29 protein-coding genes are annotated in these 25,181 nt (G+C 70.9%); 13 read left to right on the forward strand and 16 right to left on the reverse strand.

Annotated elements, in window-relative coordinates:
- Positions 1-23: 23 nt before the first annotated feature.
- The 4 genes from HFP48_RS07040 to HFP48_RS07055 all read right to left on the reverse strand — a co-directional run bounded on the left by HFP48_RS07040 (position 24) and on the right by HFP48_RS07055 (position 2,966).
- Positions 24-560, reverse strand: coding sequence for a hypothetical protein (locus tag HFP48_RS07040; protein ID WP_029541866.1), 537 nt, complete (start codon positions 558-560; stop codon positions 24-26).
- A 5-nt stretch (positions 561-565) separates the two neighbouring features.
- Positions 566-856 carry a helix-turn-helix transcriptional regulator gene (locus tag HFP48_RS07045; protein WP_029541869.1) on the reverse strand — a complete coding sequence of 97 codons (291 nt, stop codon included), beginning with the start codon at positions 854-856 and terminating at the stop codon, positions 566-568.
- Between the two features lie 101 nt (positions 857-957).
- Positions 958-1,332 (reverse strand): RNA-binding S4 domain-containing protein, encoded by a 375-nt coding sequence (locus tag HFP48_RS07050; RefSeq protein ID WP_006936062.1) that lies wholly within the window; start codon positions 1,330-1,332, stop codon positions 958-960.
- The gene (locus tag HFP48_RS07055) at positions 1,329-2,966 is read right to left on the reverse strand and encodes an ABC-F family ATP-binding cassette domain-containing protein (protein WP_168579279.1); all 1,638 of its coding nucleotides are present in this window, start codon (positions 2,964-2,966) and stop codon (positions 1,329-1,331) included. Before HFP48_RS07055 ends, HFP48_RS07050 begins: the two co-directional genes overlap by 4 nt.
- Positions 2,967-3,052: 86 nt before the next feature.
- Here HFP48_RS07055 and HFP48_RS07060 point away from each other — a divergent pair, with 86 nt between their 5' ends.
- Entirely contained in the window at positions 3,053-3,877 is an 825-nt protein-coding gene (locus HFP48_RS07060; protein WP_102799640.1) for an aldo/keto reductase, read from the forward strand.
- 148 nt (positions 3,878-4,025) lie between these two features.
- Entirely contained in the window at positions 4,026-4,532 is a 507-nt protein-coding gene (locus HFP48_RS07065) for a pyridoxamine 5'-phosphate oxidase family protein (RefSeq protein ID WP_006936055.1), read from the forward strand.
- Between the two features lie 109 nt (positions 4,533-4,641).
- Here the strand turns inward: HFP48_RS07065 and HFP48_RS07070 are convergent, their stop codons facing one another.
- A complete protein-coding gene (locus tag HFP48_RS07070) occupies positions 4,642-5,703 on the reverse strand; it encodes a trypsin-like peptidase domain-containing protein (protein ID WP_029541879.1) in 1,062 nt (353 codons plus the stop codon).
- Positions 5,700-6,800 carry an NAD(P)-binding domain-containing protein gene (locus tag HFP48_RS07075; protein ID WP_168579280.1) on the reverse strand — a complete coding sequence of 367 codons (1,101 nt, stop codon included), beginning with the start codon at positions 6,798-6,800 and terminating at the stop codon, positions 5,700-5,702. The genes HFP48_RS07070 and HFP48_RS07075 overlap by 4 nt, the downstream gene beginning before the upstream one ends.
- 206 nt (positions 6,801-7,006) lie before the next feature.
- On the opposite strand from HFP48_RS07075, the gene HFP48_RS07080 reads away from it, so the two are divergent.
- The 5 genes from HFP48_RS07080 (at position 7,007) to HFP48_RS07100 (ending at position 10,934) form a co-directional block, all read left to right on the forward strand.
- On the forward strand, positions 7,007-7,894 hold the full coding sequence (locus tag HFP48_RS07080) for an SPFH domain-containing protein (RefSeq protein ID WP_168580535.1): 888 nt from the start codon (positions 7,007-7,009) through the stop codon (positions 7,892-7,894).
- 15 nt (positions 7,895-7,909) lie between these two features.
- A complete protein-coding gene (locus HFP48_RS07085) occupies positions 7,910-8,110 on the forward strand; it encodes a hypothetical protein (protein ID WP_050034723.1) in 201 nt (66 codons plus the stop codon).
- A 70-nt stretch (positions 8,111-8,180) separates the two neighbouring features.
- Positions 8,181-8,912 (forward strand): enoyl-CoA hydratase, encoded by a 732-nt coding sequence (locus HFP48_RS07090; protein ID WP_029541887.1) that lies wholly within the window; start codon positions 8,181-8,183, stop codon positions 8,910-8,912.
- A 29-nt stretch (positions 8,913-8,941) separates the two neighbouring features.
- On the forward strand, positions 8,942-10,057 hold the full coding sequence (locus HFP48_RS07095) for an MBL fold metallo-hydrolase (protein WP_006941094.1): 1,116 nt from the start codon (positions 8,942-8,944) through the stop codon (positions 10,055-10,057).
- Between the two features lie 112 nt (positions 10,058-10,169).
- Positions 10,170-10,934 carry a zinc permease gene (locus tag HFP48_RS07100; RefSeq protein ID WP_210432811.1) on the forward strand — a complete coding sequence of 255 codons (765 nt, stop codon included), beginning with the start codon at positions 10,170-10,172 and terminating at the stop codon, positions 10,932-10,934.
- Between the two features lie 6 nt (positions 10,935-10,940).
- On the opposite strand, the gene HFP48_RS07105 is transcribed toward HFP48_RS07100, so the two are convergent.
- Positions 10,941-11,285 carry a sporulation protein gene (locus tag HFP48_RS07105; protein ID WP_168579281.1) on the reverse strand — a complete coding sequence of 115 codons (345 nt, stop codon included), beginning with the start codon at positions 11,283-11,285 and terminating at the stop codon, positions 10,941-10,943.
- Positions 11,286-11,372: 87 nt separating this feature from the next.
- Positions 11,373-12,260 carry a LysR family transcriptional regulator gene (locus tag HFP48_RS07110; protein WP_043797769.1) on the reverse strand — a complete coding sequence of 296 codons (888 nt, stop codon included), beginning with the start codon at positions 12,258-12,260 and terminating at the stop codon, positions 11,373-11,375.
- A 100-nt stretch (positions 12,261-12,360) separates the two neighbouring features.
- On the opposite strand from HFP48_RS07110, the gene HFP48_RS07115 reads away from it, so the two are divergent.
- The 6 genes from HFP48_RS07115 (at position 12,361) to HFP48_RS07140 (ending at position 17,252) form a co-directional block, all read left to right on the forward strand.
- On the forward strand, positions 12,361-12,726 hold the full coding sequence (locus HFP48_RS07115; RefSeq protein ID WP_006941088.1) for a nuclear transport factor 2 family protein: 366 nt from the start codon (positions 12,361-12,363) through the stop codon (positions 12,724-12,726).
- Positions 12,727-12,789: 63 nt separating this feature from the next.
- Positions 12,790-15,267: an HAD-IC family P-type ATPase gene (locus HFP48_RS07120; RefSeq protein ID WP_065922925.1), complete on the forward strand. Its 2,478-nt coding sequence runs from the start codon at positions 12,790-12,792 to the stop codon at positions 15,265-15,267.
- 152 nt (positions 15,268-15,419) lie between these two features.
- Positions 15,420-15,704 (forward strand): antitoxin, encoded by a 285-nt coding sequence (locus HFP48_RS07125; RefSeq protein WP_168579282.1) that lies wholly within the window; start codon positions 15,420-15,422, stop codon positions 15,702-15,704.
- A 106-nt stretch (positions 15,705-15,810) separates the two neighbouring features.
- A complete protein-coding gene (locus HFP48_RS07130) occupies positions 15,811-16,056 on the forward strand; it encodes an antitoxin (RefSeq protein WP_168579283.1) in 246 nt (81 codons plus the stop codon).
- 86 nt (positions 16,057-16,142) lie between these two features.
- Complete coding sequence (locus tag HFP48_RS07135; protein ID WP_006941081.1) at positions 16,143-16,331, forward strand: Rv0909 family putative TA system antitoxin; 189 nt, start codon at positions 16,143-16,145, stop codon at positions 16,329-16,331.
- A gap of 252 nt (positions 16,332-16,583) precedes the next feature.
- Positions 16,584-17,252, forward strand: a complete 669-nt coding sequence (locus HFP48_RS07140; protein ID WP_168579284.1) for a ScbR family autoregulator-binding transcription factor — start codon at positions 16,584-16,586, stop codon at positions 17,250-17,252.
- Here the strand turns inward: HFP48_RS07140 and HFP48_RS07145 are convergent.
- From HFP48_RS07145 to HFP48_RS07180, 8 genes are all read right to left on the reverse strand, one after another.
- On the reverse strand, positions 17,245-17,907 hold the full coding sequence (locus tag HFP48_RS07145; RefSeq protein ID WP_029541912.1) for a TetR/AcrR family transcriptional regulator: 663 nt from the start codon (positions 17,905-17,907) through the stop codon (positions 17,245-17,247). The two genes, HFP48_RS07140 and HFP48_RS07145, sit on opposite strands and share 8 nt — an antisense overlap.
- A 110-nt stretch (positions 17,908-18,017) precedes the next feature.
- On the reverse strand, positions 18,018-18,770 hold the full coding sequence (locus HFP48_RS07150) for an enoyl-CoA hydratase/isomerase family protein (RefSeq protein WP_006941078.1): 753 nt from the start codon (positions 18,768-18,770) through the stop codon (positions 18,018-18,020).
- A gap of 2 nt (positions 18,771-18,772) precedes the next feature.
- Positions 18,773-19,435, reverse strand: coding sequence for a TetR/AcrR family transcriptional regulator (locus HFP48_RS07155; protein WP_050034726.1), 663 nt, complete (start codon positions 19,433-19,435; stop codon positions 18,773-18,775).
- Positions 19,436-19,466: 31 nt separating this feature from the next.
- Entirely contained in the window at positions 19,467-20,615 is a 1,149-nt protein-coding gene (locus HFP48_RS07160) for an acyl-CoA dehydrogenase family protein (protein ID WP_006941064.1), read from the reverse strand.
- A gap of 13 nt (positions 20,616-20,628) precedes the next feature.
- Complete coding sequence (locus tag HFP48_RS07165) at positions 20,629-21,819, reverse strand: acyl-CoA dehydrogenase family protein (protein WP_043797761.1); 1,191 nt, start codon at positions 21,817-21,819, stop codon at positions 20,629-20,631.
- Positions 21,816-23,486 carry an AMP-binding protein gene (locus HFP48_RS07170; RefSeq protein WP_006941062.1) on the reverse strand — a complete coding sequence of 557 codons (1,671 nt, stop codon included), beginning with the start codon at positions 23,484-23,486 and terminating at the stop codon, positions 21,816-21,818. The genes HFP48_RS07165 and HFP48_RS07170 overlap by 4 nt, the downstream gene beginning before the upstream one ends.
- A gap of 29 nt (positions 23,487-23,515) precedes the next feature.
- Entirely contained in the window at positions 23,516-24,247 is a 732-nt protein-coding gene (locus HFP48_RS07175) for an SDR family oxidoreductase (protein WP_006941061.1), read from the reverse strand.
- 36 nt (positions 24,248-24,283) lie between these two features.
- Positions 24,284-25,078, reverse strand: a complete 795-nt coding sequence (locus HFP48_RS07180; RefSeq protein WP_006941059.1) for an enoyl-CoA hydratase-related protein — start codon at positions 25,076-25,078, stop codon at positions 24,284-24,286.
- Between the last annotated feature and the right edge of the window lie 103 nt (positions 25,079-25,181).

Raw genomic sequence — 25,181 nt, forward strand, 5'->3', positions numbered from 1 at the left:
GTCTTCTCGGGTTGTTCTCTGCGTCAGTCGGTTTCGTCGGGATCGGGGTTGTTCCAGGCGAGGATCATCGCGGGCAGGCAACCGCCGATCAGCGTCGCGGTCAGCGTCATGAGCCCGCCCGCATAGGCCATCCTGGGATGCATGCCGTCGGTCAGCACGCTGCCGACGACGAGGTAGAGCACCGGAATCATCACCAGGGACTGGGTCACGGTCAGGGCGATCGAGCGAGCGCTGTTGCGTTCCTGGATCTCCCGCTCGTCGAGGGCCGCGCGCGGTGCGTCACCCTGCCGGCCCGAGACGATCTGCAGCGAGATCCAGAGGGGGAAGAACGCCAGGCACGCCGGCAGCCACAGCAGTGGTCCCCGTTCGAAGAAGTGGCACAGCACGCCCACGGTGAACATGAGAACGAACGTCGCGGCGAGGGCCACGACCAGGATTCGGCGGCGTCGACGAGTGCGCCAGCGCGGCAACATGTTCCGGAACTTTTCTTCGTTCCTCAGGAAGCGCCGGGTGCGGAAGGCCTCGTACCGTTCGAGGAGGGTGGCGTCGTGCACGGGCATCTCGGTCACTGTGCGTCACGTCCTTCGGTTGCGGTGCGGATCCGGTACACCTCGGTGGACAGCGGCCCGAACTCGGTGCGGGAGAACACGGCCTCGACCGGGAGGCCGAAGACGTCGCAGATGCGGAAGGCGAGGTCGAGACTCGGGTAGTGGTCGCCACGCTCGAGGGCGCCGACGGTCTGGGGATTGACCTCGACGAGCTGCGCGAGCTGCGCGCGGCTCATCCCGCGTTCCGCGCGCAGGACGCGGATGCGGTTGTGGATCGGCAGGGTTTCCCCCCGACGTACCGGACTCATACAACGAAGTATTGTAAAAACCCAACGAACGGTCAAGCGGTGTCGACGCGTCCGCGCGGCAGGCAGCACCCCGGCGCGCCGCCGAAAGACCCGCGGGAGTCCTACTCGAGCAGCCCGCGGAGCCGGTCGAGCTCGCGCCGGTCCCGCTTGGTGGGCCGGCCCGTGCCGCGGTCGCGGCGGGGAATCGAGGCGAGGATCTCCTTGGGTGGGGGAGGGGGACTGTGGTCCTCGTACGCCTGGGCGGCGACCGGCGCCCCCACCCGCTTGGCCAGCAGCTGCGTCACCCGCACGATCCGTTCCGCCCCGGCCACGCGCACCCGCACCTCGTCGCCGACCTTCACGGGCTGCGACGGCTTCGCGGGGGCGTCGTTGACCCGCACGTGCCCGCCGCGGCACGCGGCCGCGGCGGCGGACCGCGTCTTGAACAGGCGCACCGCCCAGGTCCAGCTGTCCACCCGGACGCTGCCCGCCGTCATGCCGGCTCCTCCGTCAGCCGCCCCTCGTCGAGGTGCCACCGGCGGGTCGAACGGGTGTTGGCGAGCATCCGGCGATCGTGGGTGACCAGCAGCAGCGTGCCCTCGAAGCTGTCGACGGCCTGCTCGAGCTGCTCGATCGCGGGCAGGTCCAGGTGGTTCGTCGGTTCGTCGAGCACCAGCAGGTTCACCCCGCGGGCCTGCAGCAGGGCCAGTCCGGCCCGGGTGCGTTCGCCCGGTGACAGCGACGACGCGGACCGCAGCACGTGGTGGCCCCTGAGCCCGAACTTGGCGAGCAGCGTCCGCACCTCCGCGTCCGGCCAATCCGGCACCTGCGCGGCGAAGGCGTCCACGAGCGGCTCGTCGCCCTCGAACAGCGCACGTGCCTGGTCGATCTCGCCGATCTTCACGCCCGACCCGAGGGCCGCGGTGCCGGTGTCGGGCCGGATCCGGCCCAGCAGCAGGCGCAGCAGCGTCGTCTTCCCGGCGCCGTTCGGGCCGGTGACGACGATCCGGTCGCCCCACTGCACCTGCGTCGTGACGGGGCCGAGCACGAAGTCGCCGCGGTCGACGCGTGCGCCGTTCAGGGTGGCCACCACCGCACCGCTGCGCGGCGCCGCCGCGATCGACATGCGCAGCTCCCACTCCTTGCGCGGCTCCTCGACGACGTCGAGCCGCTCGATGCGGCGCTGCGTCTGCCGCGCCTTCGCCGCCTGCTTCTCGGTGGCCTCGGCGCGGAACTTCTTGCCGAGCTTGTCGTTGTCCTTGGACTTGCGGCGGGCGTTGCGGACCCCGTGCTCGAGCCAGTTGCGCTGCATCCGGGCGCGATCCTCGAGCTCCTGCTTCGTGTCCGCGTACTCCTCGTAGGTCTCGCGGGCGTGCCGCCGAGCCACCTCGCGTTCGACGAGGTACGCCTCGTAACCGCCGTCGTACACCGCGATCTGTTGCTGCGTCAGATCCAGTTCGACGATCCCGGTGACCGTGCGGGCCAGGAACTCGCGGTCGTGGCTGATCACCATCAGCGCGGTGCGGGTCTCGGCGACGAATCGCTCGAGCTGATCGAGGCCGGCCAGATCGAGGTCGTTCGTGGGTTCGTCGAGCAGCAGCACGTCGTACCGGGACAGCAGCAGGGCCGCCAGCCCGGCCCGCGCCGCCTGTCCCCCGGAGAGCCCCGTCATGGGCGCGTCCAGCCCGACCTCGAGGCCCAGGTCGGCGACGACCTTCTCGGCGCGTTCGGCGAGATCCGCGCCGCCGAGCGCGAGCCACCGTTCCAGGGCGGGGGTGTAGTCGTCGACGTCGGTGGTCCCCAGCGCCTCGGCCGCGGCGTTCATCGCGTGCTCGGCGTCGGTGACACCGGTCCGTCGGCCGAGGAAGCCGAGGATCGTCTCGCCCGGGACGCGCTCGGGTTCCTGGGCGAGATACCCGACGGTGGCGTCGGGCGGGCTGAGGACGACCGTGCCGGTGACGTCGGCGGTGCCGACCCCGGCGAGCGTCGTGAGCAGGGTGGACTTGCCTGCGCCGTTGGCGCCGACCAGGCCGATCACGTCGCCGGGCGCGACGGTCAGGCTCAGGTCGGTGAACAGGGTGCGTTCGCCCCGGGAGGCGGACAGGCCGCTGATGCGCAGTGTTGCAGTCACCTCTCGATTATCCCCACGCGCGTCGCGGGGTTTCCGGATGGTGGGATGCGGGGAACACCGGGCGGCCGGAACGGGTTGGGCCGATCATGACCGTTCCCACGATCACCCTCAACGACGGCAACACCATTCCGCAGCTCGGCTTCGGCCTGTGGCAGGTCGAGGACGAGCAGAGCTACGACGCGGTGACCGAGGCGCTGCGGGTGGGCTACCGCAGCATCGACACCGCGGCCCTCTACGGCAACGAGGCCGGCACCGGCCGCGCGCTGCGCGACTCGGGCGTCCCCCGCGACGAGCTGTTCGTCACCACCAAGCTGTGGAACAGCGACCAGGGCTACGACTCGGCGCTGCGCGCCTTCGACACGAGCCTGGGCAGGCTCGGCCTCGACTACGTCGACCTGTACCTGATCCACTGGCCGGCGCCGGCCCAGGACCGCTACATCGATACCTTCCGCGCCTTCCAGAAGATCAAGGCGGAGGGCCGCGCCCGCTCGATCGGCGTCTCCAACTTCCGGATCGAGGATCTCGACCGGCTGATCGACGCCGTCGGCGAGGTCCCGGCCGTCAACCAGATCGAGCTGCATCCGCGGTTCAACCAGGCCGAGCTGCGGGCGTATCACACCGGCAAGGGCATCGCCACCGAGGCCTGGAGCCCCCTCGGCCAGGGCACCGTGCTCGAGGACCCGACGCTGACGTCGATCGCGCAGGCGCACGGCCGCACCGTCGCGCAGGTGATCCTGCGCTGGCACATCCAGCTCGGCACCATCGTCATCCCGAAGTCCGTCACGCCCGAGCGCATCGCGAGCAACTTCGACGTCTTCGGTTTCGAGCTGACCGCGGACGACCTCGACCGCATCCGCGGGCTGCACGACGACGGCGGCCGAATCGGCGGCGATCCCGCCACGTTCTCCTGATCCGCGGGGCCGGGGCGGTGGCCGAATGTGACACGCGTTCGATCTGATCGACGCAGTGTGACATTCGGCCCGCGCGGGCGATGAGTTCTCCCGGTCCGACCGGTCCGTATCGATACGGGCTCCGGCCGGAGCCGGGAGAGGAGTCGTCGTGAGCACACCTGTCACCACCACCGTCGATGCCCGCTTCGGGGACGAAGGGGAGCCGCCCCTGCCGTGGACCGACACGGAGGAGCTTCTCGAGTCCGCGCAGCTGTACTGGCTCAGCACGGTCCGGCGCGACGGCGTACCGCATGTGACACCGCTGATCGGACTGTGGCACGCGGGCGGATTCGTCTTCTGCACGGGCCCGGGCGAGCAGAAGACCCACAACCTCCGGCACAACGATGCGGTGGCTGTCACCACGGGCGTCGCGACGTGGGCGGCCGGCACGGACGTCGTGGTCGAGGGGCGCGCCCGGCGCGTCACGGACGGCGACGCGCTGCGCGACGTCGCCGAGGCGTACTACGTCAAGTACGGCCAGCAGTGGCGGTTCGAGGTCCACGGCGACGCCGTCGGGCCGGTGGACGACCCGGGCTGGGTCTTCCGCGTCGAGCCGAGCAAGGTGCTCGTCTTCGCCAAGGGGCCGTTCGGGCAGACCACGCACCGGTTCGCCTGACCGCCCGTGCCGACGGCCCGTTCCCGGCCGGATGTCACATTGCTTCGATCCGATCGAACGCATGTCACATTCGGCCACACAGCCGCGCGAGCATCGCGCCGGTCGCCTGTCAGCGGGGCGGGCCGGCGTCCAGCGTGAGCGTGGCGGTGCGTCGCTGCCCGGCGGCGTCGAGCCAGCCGATCTCCACGCTGTCGCCCGGCCGTCGCGCCATCAGCATTTCCTCGAGGTCCGCCGTGGACGAGACCGGGCGCCGGTCGAACGCGACGATGACGTCGCCGATCTCGAGGTCGGTGCCTGCGGCCGGGGTGCCGTAGCCGACCCACAGCACTTCGGCGCCGGTCTCCTGGCCGCCGGTCCGGCCGGTGGTGACGCTCACGCCGAGCAGCGGGGTCGGGCCGACGTGCACCGTCCCGGCGCTCGTGCCGGTACGGACCTGGTCCACCACGTCGAGGGCGATCCCGATGGGCACCGCGTACGCCTCGGGTGGGTCGGGTACGACGGCCGGATCCGGTTCCAGGGCCCCGGCGGTGTTCACCCCCACGACGGTGCCGAACGCGTCGACGAGCGGACCCCCGGAGTCCCCGGGCCGGATCGCCGCGTCGACCTGCAGCATTCCGCTGAGCCGGCGCAGGGATCCGTCCATCGAATCGCGCACCGACACCGTCTTGTCGACGGCGACGACCGTGCCGGGCGCAGGCACGACGACCCCGCCGCCGTCCGCGTTGCCGAAGGCGGTCACCGGCGCTCCCGGTTGCGGAAGGGGGCTCTCGGTGACGGCCGCGACCGGCAGGCCGGCGGCGGAGCCGAGTTGCAGTACGGCGATGTCGAGGGTGGTGTCGTAGCCGAGCACCGCGACGTCGTAACTCGCACCCGTGTGGGGGCTGACCGCGCTGATGTCGGTGGCGCCGGTGACGACGTGGTGGTTCGTGAGCACCGTGCCGTCGGCGGTGAGGACGATGCCGGTGCCCGAGATGCCGCGCCAGCCGCGGTTGGCGGAGAGGGTGACGACGGCCGGCGTGATCCGTGCCGCCACCTCCTCGGTGGTAGGCACGACGGGCGGGGCGGGTGCCGGGGGTGGCGGCGGCAGCACGACGATCTCGACCGTCGCCGGCGCGGTGAGCACCAGTCCGGCGGACACCATCGCCAGGACGGCGCCGATGCGGCGGATCACGGCCCCGGCGCGGTGGCCGCGAGATGGTCGACGAGTTCGCGGGCGGCGGCGCGACCGGCGCGGTTCGCGCCGATGGTCGACGCCGACGGCCCGTACCCGACGAGGTGGACCCGCGGGTCCGCGGCGACCTGCGTCGCCAGCTTCCCCGTTATGGTGATGCCGCCGCCGGGATTGCGCAGGCCGAGGGGCGCGAGATGGTCGAGGGAACTGCGGAAACCGGTGCACCACAGGATGACATCGACATCGAGCGTGGTGCCGTCGGGCCACCGGACGCCGGTCTCGGTGATCTCGTCGAACATCGGGAGGCGGTCGAGTGCGCCGCGTTCGCGGGCCGCACGGATAGCGGGCGTGACCGGCAGTCCGGTCACCGACACCACCGACCCGGGCGGCAGGCCCCGCCGTACCCGGTCCTCGACCAGCGCGACGGCGGCCCGGCCGAGTTCCGGGGTGAAATCCTCGTCGCGCCAGGCGGGTTCGCGGCGGGTCACCCAGGTGGTTTCGGTGACGCGGGAGATCTCGTCGAGCAGCTGCACCGCCGAGATGCCGCCGCCGACGACGAGGACGTGGCGGCCGGTGAACTCGTCGGCGCTGCGGTAGTCCCGGGTGTGCAGCTGGCGTCCGCGGAAGCGGGTGGCGCCCGGGTACCAGGGCACGAAGGGGTGTTCCCACGTGCCGGTGGCGTTGACCAGTCCGCGGGCGGAATACACGCCGCGGTCGGTCTCCACGCGCAGTCGCTCGCCGCGGGCGCACACCACGCCGACCTGGACGGGGCGGTGCACCGGCAGGTGGAAGCGGGCCTCGTAGGCGCGGTAGTACTCGGGAACCGCGGCGGCCGCCGGCACCTGCCCGGCGGTGGTGTCGACCGCTTCGGAGAACGGCCACCCCGGCAGGTCGTGTACTCCGTTGACGGTGCTCAGCGTCAACGACGGCCACCGCTCCTGCCAGGCGCCGCCGGGGCCGAACGACCGGTCCAGCACGACGAACCCGGACTCCGGTTCGACGCCGAACCGCTGCAGGAAGTAGGCGGTGGACAGCCCGGCCTGGCCCGCGCCGATCACCACGACGTCGACGGGGGTCGCCGGTGCGTCCGTCGTCATCACCGCCCTCCCTTCCGTGGGTCCGCACCCATGATGCACCGGCGTCCCCGTCGCCGCCGTGCCGTCGGCACGATCGGGGCCGTGCCGTCGGCACGATCGGGGCCGGCGCGACCACCGTCGGAGGGACTCACGGGCTTTCCCGCACGGCCAAAAATGTGATATCACTTTAATATCGCATTGCAATGACCGGGAAGGGAGTCACCGCCATGTCCGCCACCCCCTCCGTAACCATCGAGCGGCCCGGACGATCCGCGAGCGGCTGGTCCGTCCTCGCGATCGCGCTCGCCGTGGACGTCGTGGCAGCGGCGCTCGCCGTGTTCGGCGCGGTGAACCACAACGTCGCGCTTGTCGTGGCCGGTGCGGTGCTGTTCGTCCCTGCCACCGTGGCGCTCGCCGGCCTGGTCCTCGTCGAACCCAACGAGGCCCGCGTGCTGCAGTTGCTCGGCAGCTCGTACTCGGGCACCCTCCGGCAGGACGGGCTGCGCTGGATGAACCCGCTCAACACCCGGCGCAAGATCTCCACCCGCATCCGCAACCACGAGACCGGGATCGCCAAGGTCAACGACGCCGACGGCAACCCCATCGAGATCTCCGCCGTCATCGTGTGGCAGGTCGAGGACACCGCCCGGGCCGTGTTCGACGTCGACGACTTCGAGGAGTTCGTCGCCGTGCAGACCGAGGCGGCCGTCCGCCACATCGCCGGCAGCTACCCGTACGACGCGGGCCCGGAGACGTTGTCGCTGCGGCAGAACGCCGACGAGATCACCTCGAGGCTCTCCGTGGAAGTCGACGAGCGGGTCGGATCCGCCGGCGTGCGCGTTGTCGAATCCCGGATCAACCGGCTCGCGTACGCGCCCGAGATCGCGCAGGCCATGCTGCGCCGCCAGCAGGCGGGTGCCGTCATCGCCGCGCGCGAGCAGATCGTCAGGGGTGCGGTCGGCATGGTCGGAACCGCCCTCGAACAGCTCGAGAAGGAGCACACCATCGAGCTCGACGAGGAGCGCAGGGCCGCGATGGTGAGCAATCTGCTGGTGGTCCTGTGTGGTGACCAGAGCGCGCAACCGGTGCTCAACACCGGATCGCTCTACGCCTGAGGGCTCGTCGACGCCATGGCGGAACGCAAGAAGCTCCTGCTTCGGCTCGACCCGGCGGTCCACGACGCGCTCGCGCGGTGGGCCGCCGACGAGTTGCGCAGCACCAACGCGCAGATCGAGTTCCTGCTCCGGCGCGCGCTGAGCGAGGCGGGACGCATGCCGCGCGACGCCGGGCGCATCCGCAAGCCCGGCCGGCCGCGCGCGGACGAGGGCTGACGCGGAGCGACGTCGCGCCCGTGCGCGGCGGGTGCGATGATGCGTGCCGGCGACGAAAGGTGAAGCACACATGATGGGGATCAGCCGCGACGGCGACGTGGTCACGCTCGAACTGCGGCGCGAGGAGCGCCGCAACGCGCTCAACACCGAGCTGTGCGTCCAGGTCCGGGAGGGGCTCGAGGAGGCACTCGACGGGGGTGCGCGTGCGGTCGTGATCACCGGCCGGGGCTCGAGCTTCTGCGCCGGCGCCGACCTGTCGGGGGACGTCTACGCGGAGGGATTCCTCGACAGCCTGGGCGAGATGCTGCGTGCCATCCAGGAGGCGCCCGTGCCGGTGATCGCCGCGATCAACGGCCCCGCCATCGGCGCGGGCACCCAGCTCGCTCTCGCCGCGGACCTGCGGGTCGTCGCGCCGGGTGCTCGCTTTGCGATTCCCGCGGCGCGCCTTGGTATCTCGGTGGACCGGTGGACGGTACGACGGCTGGCCTCCCTGCTCGGCGGCGGCCCGTCGCGGGCCGTGCTGCTCGCCGCCGAGCCGGTCGACGCCCACGAGGCCGTGGACCGCGGCCTGGCCAACCGGATCGGCGACCTCGTCGCCGCGCAGTCCTGGGCACACGAGATCGCCAAGCTCGCACCGCTGTCGCTGCACGCGATGAAGCTGTTCCTCAACGACGACGGCACCCGCGACGAGCCGTCGCCCGAGCAGACGGCCGCGCTGGCCGCGGCGTGGCTCAGCGAGGACGTCCAGGAGGCCCGGCTCGCCCGCGCGGAACGCCGGGAGCCGGTCTTCCGCGGCCGCTGAGCGCGCCCGCGCCCCTCTACAGTGGTGGGGTGAGCGTCAAGCAGACCGCCTCGTCCGCCCTCGCCGGCGCCGGCTTGCTGTGGGTGGCGCGCGCCGCCCGCGGCGTCCCCGGCTCGATCGGCGCGACTCCGGCGGACATCCGCCCGTACGCCGCCGGCTCACCCCGGTATCGGAACGGCCGGTTCCACAACTCGGAGCCGAGCAGCACGGTGCTGCCCGAGGCCGGCGGCAGCCTCGTCAAGGACATGCTCACCCGACGGTCTTCCGGCACGCCGCGCGACGCGGTGCCGCTCGCGCCGCAGCTCGCGCCGGTGCAGGCCGCGGAACTGGCGGTCACCTGGTACGGGCACTCGAGCGTCCTCCTCGAGATCGACGGCCACCGGATCCTCGCCGACCCGGTGTGGAGCGAGCGGGTCTCGCCGTCGCCGGCCGTGGGCCCGGCCCGGTTGCACCCGTCGCCGGTCGAACTGGCGGAACTGCCGCCGATCGACGCCGTCGTGATTTCCCACGACCACTACGACCACCTGGACCGCGAGACCGTGGAGGCGCTCGCGGCCACGCAGCGCGAGGCCCGGTTCCTGGTGCCGCTCGGCGTGGGCGCGCACCTGCGCCGGTGGCGGATCCCGGCCGACCGGATCGTCGAGCTGGACTGGGACCAGCACACCGAGGTGGGCGCGCTCACCGTCACGTGCACCGAGGCGCGGCACTTCTCCGGACGCGGCCTGATCCGCAACATCACGCTGTGGTCGTCGTGGGTGATCGCGGGGCCGACGCGAACCGCGTTCTTCGGCGGCGACAGCGGCTACACGCCCCGCTTCGCCGGCATCGGGGACCGCTACGGCCCGTTCGATCTGACGTTGCTGCCGGTGGGCGCGTACGACCCGCGGTGGCCCGACGTGCACATGAACCCGGAGGAGGCGGTGCGCACCCACCTCGATCTCGGGGGCGGCGACCACCCCGGCCTGCTCGTCCCCGTGCACTGGGGCACCTTCAACCTGGCGTTCCACGCGTGGTCGGAGCCGATCGCGCGGCTCCTGCCCGCCGCTCGGGAGGAGGGGGTGCCCACGGCCGTGCCGATGCCGGGGCAGCGGGTCGACGCACTGCGGCCGGGCTCGCAGGATCCGTGGTGGGTTCCGCTCGGCTGACCCCGGGCCGGTAGGGGTTTCCGGGCCGGTAGGGGGTTTCCGGGCCGCCGCAGCGGGTATCCCGCCGTCCGTCGGGGAGCGTCGGAGGGAGGGCGGGGCCATCGTCGAATCGTTGATCTTCGGGATCATCGCCTCGAGCGCGCTGGTGCTCGGTGCCCTGGTGGGCGGATGGGTGGAGATCCCCAAACGCGTTCTCGCGGCGATGCTGGCGTTCGCCGCCGGCGCGCTCATCACCGCCCTGTCGTTCGAGTTGTTCGAGGATTCGTACGAGAAGGGCGGCATCTGGCGCGCGGCGATCGGACTCGTCGTCGGCGCGCTCGTGTTCACCGTGCTCAGCGCGTGGCTGGACCGGGTGGCCGAGGGCCGGCGGGAGAAGGACCACGGTAGCGAGAAACTCGACGTCGACGCGGCCGCCGAGGAAACCGCGCCGTCGTCGTCCTCGGTGAGCGGGGCGGCCGGGCTGGCGCTGCTGGCGGCGGTCACGCTCGACGGGGTGCCCGAGAACGTGGCGCTCGGTGTGTCCCTGGGGGAGGGCACCGGCGGCCTCGCCCTGCTGGTCGCGATCTTCGTGTCCAACTTCCCGGAGTCGCTCGTCGGCAGCGCCTCCATGCGTGCTCAGGGCCGGTCCCGGGGGTACATCCTCGGGATGTGGGTCGCGTGCGCCACGCTGCTGACCGTCGCCGTCGTCGTCGGGGCCGGGCCGCTCGCGGTGACCCCGCCGGAGACGATCTCCCTGCCGTTGGCGTTCGCGGCGGGCGCGGTGCTGGCGTCGCTGGCCGACACGCTCATGCCGGAGGCCTACGAGAAGGGCGGTCCCACGGTCGCGCTGAGCACCGCCGCGGGATTCGTGCTGTCGTTCGTCCTCGCGACGCTGTGAGCGGTGTCAGCTCGTCGTAGCGGCACGCTTGCGTTCGACGAGCGCCCGCGTGACGAGGAAGGCGATCGCCACACTCGCGACGGTACGCACCAGGCGGTTGACGTCCACCGCCGGCTGCCACGACAGCTTGCCGCCGCTGATGACGTACGCGCCCACCGGGCGAGCCCCGACGCCGAAGCCGCCGCCCTCGCCGTTCTCCCCGTCGGGCGAGTACCCCCCGCCTCCGCCGGCACCGCCGGAGACCACGGCCGCGGTGATGACCGTCAGGCCGTCCTTCTCGACCGGCTCCGAGTACACGCGCTTGACCGTGACCGTGTCGCGTGCCTTGGCCATCAGATCCTCGAGATTCATGTCCGCCCCTGTCGTCGTGGATTCGACTCCGGCCGGTTCGCCGGCCCGTGCCCATTCTCGGCCGCGGGCCGCCGCCGGGGAAGTGTCCTAGGTCCCTGCGACGGCGAAGGCGCGACGGCTGTGCCGGACGAGTTCGCGCAGGGCCGGAGCGTCCGTATCGGACCAGATCAGCGACAGCACCGCGGGCCCGGTAGCGTCGTCCAGGGTGAGCCCGCACAACCGGCCCTCGAAGTGCGCGGTCATCGAGCGGCTGAGGATCGCCACGCCCAGCCCGCGGAGGGCGAGGTCGGCGACGGTGTCCGGGGAACTGGCCTGCAGGGCGATGTCGGGGCGCAGGCCGGCGGCGGCACACGCCCGGTCGAACACGGTCCGGATCCCGGTGCCCTCGGGCATGGACACGACGGGGTGCGCGCACACGTCCGCGAGCGTGAGGCGGGCGCGTCCGGTCAGCGGGTGACCGGGCGGCACGGCCGCGACGATCGGTTCGCTGACGAGGGTGAGCGCCTCGAGGCCCGGGGGCGGGCTGCCGGCGGAGCCGACGAGGGCGAGGTCCACGGTGGCGCAGCGGACCCGCTCGACGAGCCGGTCGGAGGCGTCCTCGACGAGGGTGATCTCGACCCCCGGGTGCGCGCGGTGGAACGCGGCGAGCGCGTCGAACAGCCCGGTGACGGTGCAGGCGGTGACCATGCCGACCACCAGCCGTCCGCGGATCAGTGCCGTCACCTCCTCGACCGCCTGCCGGGCGGCCGCGGCGGACGCCAGCGCGGCCCGGGCGTGCGGCAGGGCCGCCTCCCCGGCCGTGGTCAGGGTGGCGGTGCGGGTGGAGCGGTCGAACAGGGCGGCGCCGAGGTCGTGCTCGAGCCGGCGGACCTGGGCGCTGATCCCGGACTGGCTGATGTGGACGCGGTGGGCGGCCCGGGTGAAGTTCGCCTCCTCGGCCACCGCGACGAAGTACTCGAGCTGCCGCAGTTCCATAACCCCGGATTCTAGTTCCGATCAGAACAATCTGTTGGACTTCTGACTCTGCGGGTCGGAGGCTGGTGGTGTCCCGCTTCCGTTCCTGGAGAGGATGACCGTGTCCGACGCAGAGAAGGCTTGGCAGCCAGAGGATCTCACCCGCCTGTTCGTCGAGCGCTCCAACGCCGGCGACGCGGCGGGTGTCGCCGCACTGTACGAGGAGGACGCCGTGATGGCCTACCCGCCGGGCGGTCGCACGGTGGGCCGCGAGGCCATCCGCCGCTTGTGGGAGCAGGTGCTGGAACACGCGCCCCACTTCGAACCCGAGCCGCCGCTGCCGACACTGATCAGCGGCGACCTCGCGCTGACCGCCACCCCGCCGAAGGACGGCGCCGGCGCCCGGGCCCAGGTGGCCCGCCGCCAGCCCGACGGCAGCTGGCTGCGCGTGCTCGACCAGCCCGAGTTCGTCCGCCCGGACAGCTGAGCCCGGCGCGAGGCGCGTCACGGCACGGCGGCGGAGCGCAGCGGGTGGCTTAGCCTGATTCCCATGGCAGCAGAGGAGCCCACCGCCGTCGCCGACCAGGCGGCCGCGCCCCCGACCGACGCGCGGCACATCGAGCTGGGCCTGACCACCGAGCAGGTCGCCGAACGCGTGGCCCGGGGCGCCACCAACGACGTGCCGGACCGGGCGTCGCGGTCGGTCGGTGAGATCGTCCGCGCCAACGTCTTCACCCGCATCAACGCGATCCTGGCCGTCCTGCTGGCCATCGTCCTGGCCACCGGCTCGATCATCGACGGCATGTTCGGCCTGCTGATCATCCTCAACAGCGCCGTCGGAATCGTGCAGGAGATCCGCGCCAAGTGGACCCTCGACAGGCTCGCGATCGTCAGCCAGGCCAAGCCTCTCGTGCGCCGGGACGGGGCGGTGGCCGAGCTCCCGCCGCGCGAGGTGGTGCTCGACGACATCATCGAACTCGGCCCCGGCGACCAGGCGGTGGTGGACGGGTTCGTCGTCGAGGCCGAGGGGCTCGAACTCGACGAGTCGCTGCTCACCGGTGAGGCCGATCCTGTGCACAAGGAGCTCGGCGCACACGTCCTCTCGGGCAGCTTCGTCGCGGCGGGCAGCGGCGCCTACCGGGCCACGAAGGTCGGCCGTGACGCGTACGCAGCCCGGCTCGCCGAGGAAGCCAGCAAGTTCACGCTCGTGCACTCGGAACTGCGCGCCGGCATCGACAAGATCCTGAAATTCATCACCTACCTGATGATCCCGGCGGGCCTGCTCATCATTTACAACCAGCTGTTCTCGAGCGGCGAGGCGCTCGGCCCGGCACTCAGCGGCATGGTCGCCGCGCTCGTTCCGATGGTCCCCGAGGGCCTGGTGCTGATGACGTCGATCGCGTTCGCGGTGGGCGTGATCCGTCTCGGTCGCCGGCAGTGCCTCGTGCAGGAACTGCCGGCCATCGAGGGCCTCGCACGCGTCGACGTGGTCTGCGCCGACAAGACCGGCACGCTCACCGAGAACGGCATGCGCCTGGCGGACGTCGTGTGCGTCGACGGCAGCGACGAGACGGCCGCCCGTGCCGCGCTCGCGGCGATGGCCGCCGACGACCCGCGTCCCAACGCCAGCGTCCTCGCCGTCCGCGAGGCGATGCCGGACGACCCCGGCTGGGGAGAGGCCACCGCCGTCGCCCCGTTCTCGTCGGCGAAGAAGTGGAGCGGCCAGTCGTACGGCGACCACGGCGACTGGGTGCTCGGCGCACCGGACGTGCTGCTCGATCCCGGCTCGGAGGCGGCCCGGCGCGCCGAGGCGCTCGGGGCGCAGGGGCTGCGGGTGCTGCTGCTCGGCCGGTGCGACCGTCCCGTCGACGACCCGCACGCCCCCGGCACGGTCACCGCGCAGGCCCTCGTCGTGCTCGAGCAGCGGGTCCGGCCCGACGCCAAGCCGACCCTCGAGTACTTCGCGAGCCAGCAGGTCGAGGTCAAGGTCATCTCCGGCGACAACGCCGTGTCGGTCGGCGCGGTCGCGACGTCGCTCGGCCTGCCGCACGCCGATCACCCCGTCGATGCCCGCACCCTGCCGGAGGACCGCGACCGGCTCGCCGACACCCTCGACTCGGCCACCACCTTCGGTCGCGTGCGGCCCGACCAGAAACGGGCGATGGTCGGAGCCCTCCAGTCGCGCGGGCACACCGTCGCCATGACCGGCGACGGGGTCAACGACGTGCTGGCGCTCAAGGACGCCGACATCGGGGTCGCGATGGGCTCCGGCAGCCCGGCTACCCGTGCGGTCGCGCAGATCGTGTTGCTGGACAACAAGTTCGCCACCCTGCCCTACGTCGTCGCCGAGGGCCGGCGGGTGATCGGCAACATCGAGCGGGTCTCGAACCTGTTCCTCACCAAGACCGTGTACTCCGTACTGCTGGCGTTCCTCGTGGGGCTCTCGGGCGCGTTGTCCCAGGTGTTCGGCTACGAGCCGATGCCGTATCCGTTCCTGCCGCGGCACGTGACGATCGCGGCGTGGTTCACCATCGGAGTCCCCGCGTTCATCCTGTCGCTCGCCCCCAACAACGAGCGGGCCCGCTCCGGCTTCGTGTCGCGGGTGATGCGCCTGGCGATCCCGTCGGGTGTGATCATCGGGATCAGCACGTACGTCTGCTACATCCTGGTGTACGCCGGACCCGAGCAGACCGAGGCGCAGAAGATGCAGGCCGGCACCGCGGCGCTGATCACCTTGATCATGATCGCGCTGTGGGTGCTCGCCGTGGTGGCGCGGCCGTACGTGATGTGGAAACTGGTGCTGCTGGCCGGTTCGGTGCTCGGGTACCTGGTCCTGTTCGCCTTCCCCTTCGCCCGCGAGTTCTTCGCCCTCGACATCTCCAACGTCGGCGCAATGGTCACGGCGTTCACGTGCGGGGCGATCGGCGTGGTCCTCGTGGAGGTCTCGTGGTGGGTGACCGGGCGAGTCCACGGTGAGCACCGCCGGCTGTTCGCCGCCAGTGAGGACCTGTTGCCGGGCGTGCACTGACGGGGACGAGGGCACTGCGCCGGCCCGGCCGGGGACGAGGGCACTGCGCCGGCCCGGCCGGGGACGAGGGCACTGCGCCGCCGCGGCAGGTTTGGGAACCGGCCCGCGGTGGCACGCTGAGGCATCGATCCCTCGAACGGAAGGAGCGGCAGATGGGTTTGAAGGATTCGATCAAGGGCCTGGTCGACAAGGGCAGGGCGTACGCGGAGAAGAACCCCGACAAGGCCGGCGGGTTCGTCGACAAGGCAGGCGACGCCGCCGATGCCCGGACGGGCGGCAAGTACGCCCAGCACGTGGACAAGGTGCAGGACGCCGCGAAGAAGCACCTCGGTAGCGCGGACCATCCCGTTCCCGGTGCGACTCCGGGTCCCGCGGGACGGCCCGGCCCGGAGTCCGATCCCGGCCCGCAGGCGCAGCCGGGCCCGCGCAGCCCGTAGCAGTGCAGGTCTTCGGCGGGAGGTCCCGACAGGGATCTCCCGCTCTGCGTCCACCGGTGGCACGCTGGTGACGATCCGACCATTGCACAGAGAAGGGATGGACCCGATGCGATTCATGGATTCGCTCAAGGGCCTGGTCGACAAGGGCAAGGACTATGCCCGGAAGAACCCGGACACGGTGAACAACGCCATCGACAAGGCCGGCGATCTCGCCCGGACGAAGGGGCCCCGACAGTACTCCCGGCACGTCGGCAAGGCGCAGGAAGCGGTGAAGAAGACCCTCGGCACCGAAGGTCGCGGACCGGGTCCGGCTGCCGGACCCGGCCCGGCTCCCGGACCCGACGTCCGATAGCGCGGCGTCGGACCCGGCCCCACGTCCGGTCGCGACCTGCTGTGGCAGGCTTGGCCCGCTCGATCATTCGGACGAAAGGACGCGACGTGGGTTTCATGGATTCGGTCAAGGGGCTGGTCGACAAGGGCAAGGAGTTCGCGGCGCAGAACCCCGACAAGGTCGACGAGGCGATCGAGAAGGCCGGTGATCTCGCGGACCGCAAGACCGGCGGAAAGTACGCCGAGCAGGTCGACAAGGCGCAGGACGCGGCGAAGAAGGCCCTCGGCGCCGGATAGGCCGGGGCCGCCGATCGGCCCGTGCTGCCGAGGGGGAGCGGGGCGGGCACGCCGGTGCCGTCCACCCTTCGTTGAACGGTCGATCGGTCTTGTTAAGGTGGCTGGTGCCTTCCGCCGGGATCGACGCAGATCCCGGCGGGCCGCCCAGGGGGAGTCGGCGGTGTGTCGGTCGGGGGTTGTCGAGGGGATGTACGTCGGATGCCTCGGGCCGAGGTGTCTCGTCGGAATCCGCCTCGCGAGAAAGGTGAGTGAGTGGCCAAGCAAGTCCGCGCCGCAGTGACCCGGCAGCAGATCGTGCACGCCGCCGCCGCGATGTTCGACGAACGAGGGTTCCACGGCGCCAGCTTCGCCGACATTCTCCGCGACACGGGACTGTCCAAGGGGGCGGTGTACTTCCATTTCGCGTCGAAGATCGACCTTGCCGGCGCCATCGTCGCCGAGCAGCACCGCCGCTCGATCGCGCTCGTCGATGCGATCGCCGGCACCGAGGCGTCGACTCTCGAACAGATCGTGATGCTGTGCCATGGCATCGGCCGGCAGATGATCGAGGACCCCGTCGTGCGCGCCGGGATCCGGCTCACCCTCGAACTCGGCAGTCTCGACAAGCCCGCCGGGCCGTACCTGGACTGGATCACGGCCTGCGAGGCGTTCGGCCGTCGTGCCGTCGAGGAAGGCGACCTGGATGCCCACCTCGATCCGTCGATGCTGGCGCACTTCGTGATCTCCGCGTTCACGGGCGTGCAGCTCCTGTCCGACGTCCTCGCCGGGCGCGTCGACCTCGAGGAGCGGATCGACCAGATGTGGACGCTGCTGCTGCCCGGCATCATGCCGACCTCCCGCCACGACGCGATCGAGACGGTGCGCGGGGCGCGCTGGTCGCTACCTCTCGGCGGCGACCTGCTTCCCGTGTCGGCTACGTGAGCAACTGCGCGTAGTCGTCGCGGCGCTCGGCCGGGAGGAGCGTGTTCAGCACGAAGCGGGTCTGGAGCCGGATGTACTCGTCGAGCGTGTAGATGGCCCCGAAGTGCCAGTGCTTGAGCGCCCAGCCGTGCGCCAGCAGCATGATGTCGAAGACCATCAGGTCGACATCGACCGGGTTCATCACGCCCGCATCGATCCCCGCGTCGAGCGCGGCGCGCAGCGGCGCCGAGGACTCCACCTCGAGTTCCTTGATCCGGGCGCGTCCGGCGTCGTCGAGGGTGCGGCTCTCCCGGTAGGTGAGCACCGTGGCGTGGAGGTTCTCGTCCACGATCTCGATGTAGCGGCGCATCCCGGCGGCGAGCCGCTCGACGGGGTCGTCGCCGACGGCGTCCATGGCCGGTTCGAGCTGGTCGCGGAAGGCGTCGAGGATCGCGAGGATGGTCGCGAGGAGGACGTCCTCCTTGCCGCCGAAGTACTTGTAGATCAGGCCCACGCTCACCCCGGCCTCGTCGGCCAGCGCCTGCATGGACATCTGGTGGAACCCGGTCCGCTGCATCACCGTCACCGCGGCGTCGAGCACCTGTTTGCGGCGGGAGCTGGTGCGCACGGCTCGCACGGCCTCGTCCACGGGTAGCGCGTCGTGGTCGGTGGTCATGGTGGTGCTCCTCGTCGCCGCTGGGTCGGATCCACAGTACCGAGTGATCCGGGCGGGTCGTCCGGCGCAGCCCCGGGCGGCGGACATCCCGCGACGGCCCGCACGCCGGGCTACCGGGCGCGCGCGACGAATCCTTCCAGCAAGCGGACGGTGTCCGGCGTCTCGATCAACCGGCTGATCTCGTCGAGCTCTCGGGCGAACCCCTCATCGCCCCGAGCTGCGACGATGCAGCGTTTGGCGGCCGCGTAGGCGGCCGGCGGCAGCTGCGCGAGTCGATCGGCCAAGGCTCGGGCCTCGGTCTCGACGTCGGCGTCGGTGGCCCACTGCACGATTCCGAGCCGTTCGGCCGCACGGCCGGTGACCAGTTCGGCGCCGAGAACGAGCCGGTGCGCCACCGACGGACCGGCCAGCCGGGTGAGCCGTTGCGTGCCCCCCGCGCCGGGGAGGAGCCCGATTCCCACCTCGGGAAGCCCGAGCTTCACCGAGGCGCCCGCGACGCGGAAGTCGCACGCGAGGGCCAGCTCGAGGCCGCCTCCCGTGGCGGCACCGGCGAGGGCGGCCACCGAGGGCTTCGGCAGCGCCTCGATGCGGGCGAACACGTCCTGGAGCCGTGCGGTGAAGCGGCGCAGGCGTGCACCCCGATCGGGCTGCGTGCTCCAGGACTCCATCATCGCGATGTCCGCGCCTCCGCAGAAGATCCGCCGGGCACTGCGGATCAGGACGGCCCGTACGGCGGGGTCCTCGCCCAGCGTCGTGACCGCCTCGGCCAGGGCCTCCGCCTGCGCCTCGTCGAAGGCGTTGGCGGGGGGACGGTCGAGGGTGATGATCCCGACGCGGTCTTCGCGTGTGGTGACGACGCTCACGGTTACTCCAGCAGGTGTCGGTAGCGGGTTCGGTGTTCTTGTGGCAGAACGGTGTTGAGCACGAACCGGGTCTGCAGCCGGATGTAGTCGTCGAGGCTGTAGAGCCGGCCGAAATGCCAGTGCTTGAGCGCCCAGCCGTGGGCGAGCAGCACCAGGTCGAAGACCATCAGGTCGACGTCGACCGGGTTCATGATGCCTGCGTCGATGCCGTCGGTCAGCACCGCACGCAGCGGGGCGGAGGTGGCGATCTCGAGCCGCTTGAGCATCTCCCGCCCGGCCGGGTCGAGCGTGCGGCTCTCGCGGTAGGTCAGGGCCACGGCGTCGAGGTTCTCGTCGACGATCTCGACGAACCGGCCGATCCCCGCGGCCAGGCGCTCCACGGGGTCCGTGCCGGCCGCCGCCATCGCGGGCTCGAGCTGATCCCGGAACGCGTCCAGGATGGCGGTGATGGTGGCGAGGAGGATCTCCTCCTTGTTGCCGAAGTACTTGTAGAGCAGGCCCACGCTGACGTTCGCCTCGTCGGCCAGCGCCTGCATGGACATCTGATGGAACCCTGTGCGCTGCATCACCTTCGCGGCAGCGATCAGGATCTGCCTGCGCCGGGAGTTCGCACGGACCGCGCGCACGGCCTCGTCGATCGGCAGCTCGCTCGGATCGGCCGACATGGGCGTCCTCCTCGTCGCTCGGGACGTCCGCTCAGATCCCGAGATCCTTGGCGACGATCGTCTTCATGATCTCGGTGGTGCCGCCGTAGATGGTCTGGATGCGGGCGTCGACGAACGCGCGTGCCACCGCGTACTCGCGCATGTACCCGTAGCCGCCGTGCAACTGCAGGCACCGGTCCGCGACCCGCACCTGCAGTTCGGTGGCCCACCACTTCAGCCGCGCCGCGCGGGCGGCGGTGAGCTCGCCGGCAACGTGCTCGGCGATGCAGTCGTCGAGGAACGTGCGGGCCAGATCCAGCTCGGTGGCCAGTTCGGCCAGCACGAACTGGGTGTTCTGGAAGCTCGAGACCGGCTTGCCGAAGGCCTTGCGCTCCCTGACGTAGGTGAGGGTCTCGGCGAACACGCCCTCCGCCGCGGCGACCGCGCCGATCGCGAGCGACAACCGTTCCTGCGGCAGGTTGTGCACGAGCTGGTAGAAGCCCTGTCCCTCCTCGCCGAGCCGGTTCGCGACCGGGACCCGCATGTCCGTGAAGGCCAGCTCGCTGGTGTCCTGCGCGTGCAGGCCGATCTTCTCCAGATTGCGCCCGCGGGAGAAGCCGGCGGTGTCGGCCTCGACGACGAGCAGGGTCAGGCCCTTGTGCGGGTCGTCGGAGGTGCGGGTGGCGACGACGAACAGGTCGCCGTTCTGCCCGTTGGAGATGAACGTCTTGGCGCCGTTGACCACGTAGTGGTCGCCGTCGCGCACCGCCGAGGTGCGGATGCCGGTCAGGTCGCTGCCGGTGCCGGGTTCGGTCATCGCGATGCCGAGGACGGTCTCGCCGGTGACGGCGCCGGGCAGCCAGCGCGCCTTCTGCTCGTCGGTGGTCATGTCGGTCAGGTACGGCAGCACGACGTCGTTCTGCAGCGAGAACGCGATCCCGGCGGCCGCGTTGCCCGCCCGGTTGACCTCCTCGATCAGGATGGCGTTGTAGCGGAAGTCGTCGACGCCGGGACCGCCGTACTCCTCCGGGACCGGGAAGCCGAGCAGGCCCAGCTTGCCGGCCTCGGTGAACAGGGACCGGTCGAGGCAGCTCGCCCGTTCCCAGTCCTCGTGCACCGGGGTGATCTTGTCCCGGACGAAGTCACGGACGACCTCGCGGAACTGCAGGTGCTCGGAGTCGTGGATCAATCGTGCGTTCATGGTGGGATTCCTGTCAGCGGAAGGCGTTTTCGCCGGTGAAGGCCTGGCCGAGCACCAGCTGGTGCATCTCGGGGGTGCCCTCGTAGGTGAGCACGGACTCGAGGTTGACCATGTGCCGGATGACGGGGTACTCGAGGGAGATGCCGTTGCCGCCGAGAATGGTTCGCGCGGTGCGGCAGATCTCGATGGCCTCGCGGGTGTTGTTGAGCTTGCCGAAGCTCACCTGCTCGGGCCGCAGCCCGACGCTGTCCTTGAGCCGGCCGAGGTGCAGCGACAGCAACTGGCCCTTGTGCAGTTCGACGGCCATGTCGGCGAGCTTGGCCTGGGTGAGCTGGAATCCGCCGATGGGGCGGCCGAACTGGGTGCGCTGCATCGAGTAGTCGCGGGCGGCCTCCCACGCCGAGCGCGCGGCGCCCATCGCGCCCCAGATGATGCCGTACCGCGCCTCGGACAGGCTCTGCAGCGGCGCCTTGACGCCCTTGGCCTCGGGCAGCAGCGCGTCGGCGGGCAGGCGCACGTTGTCCAGGACGAGTTCGCCGGTGACCGAGGCGCGCAGCGACAGCTTGTGCTTGATGGTGTGAGCGCTGAAACCGGGTGTGTCGGTGGGCACGACGAAGCCACGGACGCCCTCGTCGGTGTTCGCCCAGACCACGGCGACGTCGGCGATGGAGCCGTTGGTGATCCACATCTTGCGACCGTCGAGAACCCAGTCGGACCCGTCCCGGCGGGCGCGGGTCTTCATCGCCCCCGGGTCGGAGCCGACGTCGGGTTCGGTCAGGCCGAAGCAGCCGATGATCTCGCCCGCCGCCATGCCCGGCAGCCAGCGCTGCTTCTGCTCCTCGGAACCGTTGTTCCAGATCGAGAACATCGCGAGCGAGCCCTGCACCGAGACCAGGGAGCGGATGCCGGAGTCGGCGGCTTCCAACTCGAGGCAGGCGAGGCCGTAGTGCACGGCGGACGAGCCACCGCACCCGTAGCCCTCGAGGTGCATACCGAGGAGGCCGAGCTTGCCGAATTCGCGGGCGAGGTCGCGCACGCCGGGCAGGTCGCCGGCCTCGAACCACTCCGCGATGTGCGGAGTGACGTGCTCGGCGCAGAACTTGCGAACGGTGTCGCGGACGGCGAGCTCGTCGTCGGAGTAGAGCGAGTCGATGGCGAGCGGGTCGAGGGCGTCGAACTTGGGGAGGGTGGTGGCGGTGCTCATCGGGTCATCCTCGAGTCGGAGGGAGCGGAGAAGAGGCCGGCGGCGAACTCGGCCGCGGCGGCTTCGGTGGCCTTGTAATGCAGCTTCTTGCCGGTGGGGGAGACGGGCAGGGTCTCGACGAACCGGTAGGCGCGCGGCCGCTTGAACGACGAGAGCATCGGGTGGGAGCGGCAGTGGGCGTCGAGGTGATCGACCGTCAGCGAGGGATCCTCGGCGACGATGTAGGCGACGACGATGCGTCCCCACTTCTCGTCCGGGACGCCGACGACGAGCGAGTCCTGCACCTGCGCATGGGCGTTGAGTGCCTCTTCCACCTGCACCGGGTGGACGTTCTCGCCGCCGGAGATGAGCATGTCGTCCTTGCGTCCGACGATGGTGACGAACTCGTCGGCGTCCCAGGTGGCGAGGTCGCCGATGTGCAGCCAACCCTGGTGGAACTTGGCCCTCTCCTGGTCGGGGGTGTCGAAGTAGGCGTTGGCGCACTTGGGGGAGCGGACGATGACCTCACCGACGTCGTGGCCGTCGTGGGCGACGACGTCGTCGGGGTCGGCGAGCCGGTCGGGGTAGACGTGGACGACGCGGACCTCGTCGTCGGTGCAGGCGCGGCCGGCGCTGCCGGCGCGGTCGGGCAGGTCGGCCGGCCGCAGGAAGGTGTTCCAGAAGGCCTCGGTGGTGCCGTAGCCGTTGAAGATCCGGGGGTTGAGCACCTTCTGGTAGCGCAGCGCCGCCTCCTTCTCGAGCGGCGCGCCCATCGTGACGATGCCGCGCAGGCTGGACAGGTCGCGCGGGCGCGCCTCCTGGGCGGCGGCGAGCATGGCGAGATTGGTCGGTGCGCCGATGAGGAAGGTCAGTCCGTACGCGGCGACGAGGTCGAGGACCCGGTCGGCGTCGAACGACCGCAGCGGCACCACTTCACCGCCGACGTAGAACGTCGGGTTGGGCCCGCCCGCGTGCAGGCCGCCGCGGTGGAACCACGGGGTCATGTTGAGCGTCTTGTCGTCGGGGCCGAGCGGGAAGTGCATGATCACGTCGTGGGCGCTGAAGATCTCGATCATGCTGTTGAGCGGCACGCCCTTCGGCATGCCCGTCGTGCCGGAGGTGTAGAGACGGGTGGTCTCGTCCCACACCGTGCGATGCAGCGGCGGTAGCGCGATGCGGTCGGCGGCCAGGTGCCGGTACCGCATCACCGTGACGCCGGTGACTTCGACGGTGTCGCCGTCGCCGACGGCCACGATCACCCTCGGAGTGTGCGCTGCGAGCCGCAACGCCTCCTGCACCATATCGGTGAGTTCGGTGTCGTAGACGAATACTGCAGGGGTGCACTTGTCGAGGACGAACGCCGTCTCGCCGGCCGCCAGGCGGAAGTTCACCGGCGAGCCGACCGCCCCGACGGCCTGCGTGGCGAGGTAGAGCTCGGCGAATTCGACGCCGTTGAACAGCTGGTAGGCGACGACGTCCCCGGTCTGCACCCCCGCGTCCGCCAGGCCCGTCGCGATCCGGTCGACGCGCTCCCCGAGCTGCGCGTAGGTCCACTGCCGCCCGGTGCCGGGGTCGCTCAGGGCGACCTGGTGTGCGTAACGCTTGGTGTTGCGCCGGAATCCGTTGAGGTACGTGAAGTCGTTCTCGAAGTACTCCCGGTAGGCCCGGGCGTTGTACGACGCGGTCATGGTGTCCGTCCTCCCTCGCGTGTCCGCGGTCAGCCGGCCATCGTGAGGCCGCCGCTGACGCTGATCACCTGACCGGTGACGAACGACGCGGCCTCCGACGCGAAGAACAGCACGGGGGCGGCGACTTCGTCGGGCCGGGCGAGCCGGCGGAACGGGATGGCCTTGATCAGTGCGGCCTTGAGCTTCTCGTCCTGCGCCTGGAACAGCGGGGTGTCGGTGGGGCCGGGGCACACGCAGTTGACGTTGATGCCGTGCCGCGCCATCTCGCGGGCGAGGGACTTGGTCAGCGCGATGACGCCGCCCTTCGCCCCGGCGTAGATCGACTCGCCGGAGCTGCCGACGCGGCCGGCGTCGGAGGCGAGGTTGATCACGCGGCCGCCGTTGCCGGCTTCGATGATGCCGGGCAGGAAGGCGCTGCACACGTGCACCGGGCCGAGGTAGTTGATCGCCACGACCTTCTGCGCGAATTCGGGTGTGGCGTTGAGGAACTGATCGGTGCGGTCCCAGCCGGCGGCGTTGACGAGCACGTTCGGCACGCCGACCTCGGCGTGGGTGCGCTCGCGCAGCTCGTCGACCTGGGCCCGGTCGGCGATGTCCACCGGCAGGGCGGTGATCAGCTCGGGGTACTCCTTGGCGGTGGCCTCGGCGGCGGCGAGGTCGAGGTCGGCGGCGACCACGCGGTCGCCCTGTGCGGCGAAGGCCAGTGCGATGGCCTTGCCGATGCCGGAGCCGGCGCCGGTGACCAGTGCGATGTTGCTCATGAGGGGTCCTTTCGGGGAATCCGAAATGGGGAGGGATCAGGCCTTGACGAACTTGGCGAAGTCGGCGGGCCGCTTCTCGGCGAACGCGTTGGCGCCCTCGAGGCCCTCGTCGGACTTGCCGAACAGGTCGAGCGCCGACATCGCGAGGTTGCTCAGGCCGGCCTGGTGGTCGGTGTCCGCGTTGAACGACTGCTTGAGGAACTTGATGGCGGTGGGGCTCTTCTCGGCGATCTCGGCGGCGATCGCCTTGGCCTCGTCGAGCAGCTTGTCCTGCGGCACGACCCAGTTGACCAGGCCCCAGCGCTCGGCGGTGGCGGCGTCGTACTGGCGGCACAGGTACCAGATCTCGCGGGCGCGCTTCTCGCCGACCACGCGGGCGAGGAAGGCCGAGCCGAAACCGGCGTCGAACGATCCGACCTTCGGGCCGGCCTGGCCGAACTTGGCGTTCTCCGAGGCGATCGTGAGGTCGCACAGCACGTGCAGCACGTGTCCGCCGCCGACGGCGACTCCGTTGACCGCGGCGATGACCGGCTTCGGGATGTCGCGAATCAGCTTGTGCAGGTAGCCGATCTCGAACATGCCGCTCTCGGTGGGGCCGTAGTCGCCGGTCTCGGCGCGCTGCTTGACGTCGCCGCCGGTGCAGAACGCCTTCTCGCCGGCGCCGGTGAGGATGATCGCCGAGACCCGGCTGTCAGCCCACGCGGCGCGGAACGCCTTGATGAGCTCCTCGACGGTCTTGCCGCGGAACGCGTTGTAGCGGTGCGGGCGGTCGATCGTGATGATCGCCGCGGGGCCGTCGATCTCGTAGGTGATGTCCTCGAACACGGTCATGATGACTCCTCGTCAGCGCAGGTCGGGTCAGGAATTGAAGTTCTGTTCATGAGTGATGAATTGTGCTTCACTAACTATGAACGTACATTCACTACCGGAGGGT

The organism is Rhodococcus sp. DMU1, from assembly GCF_012272955.1.
GTDB classification, from domain to species: Bacteria; Actinomycetota; Actinomycetes; order Mycobacteriales; family Mycobacteriaceae; genus Rhodococcus; species Rhodococcus aetherivorans.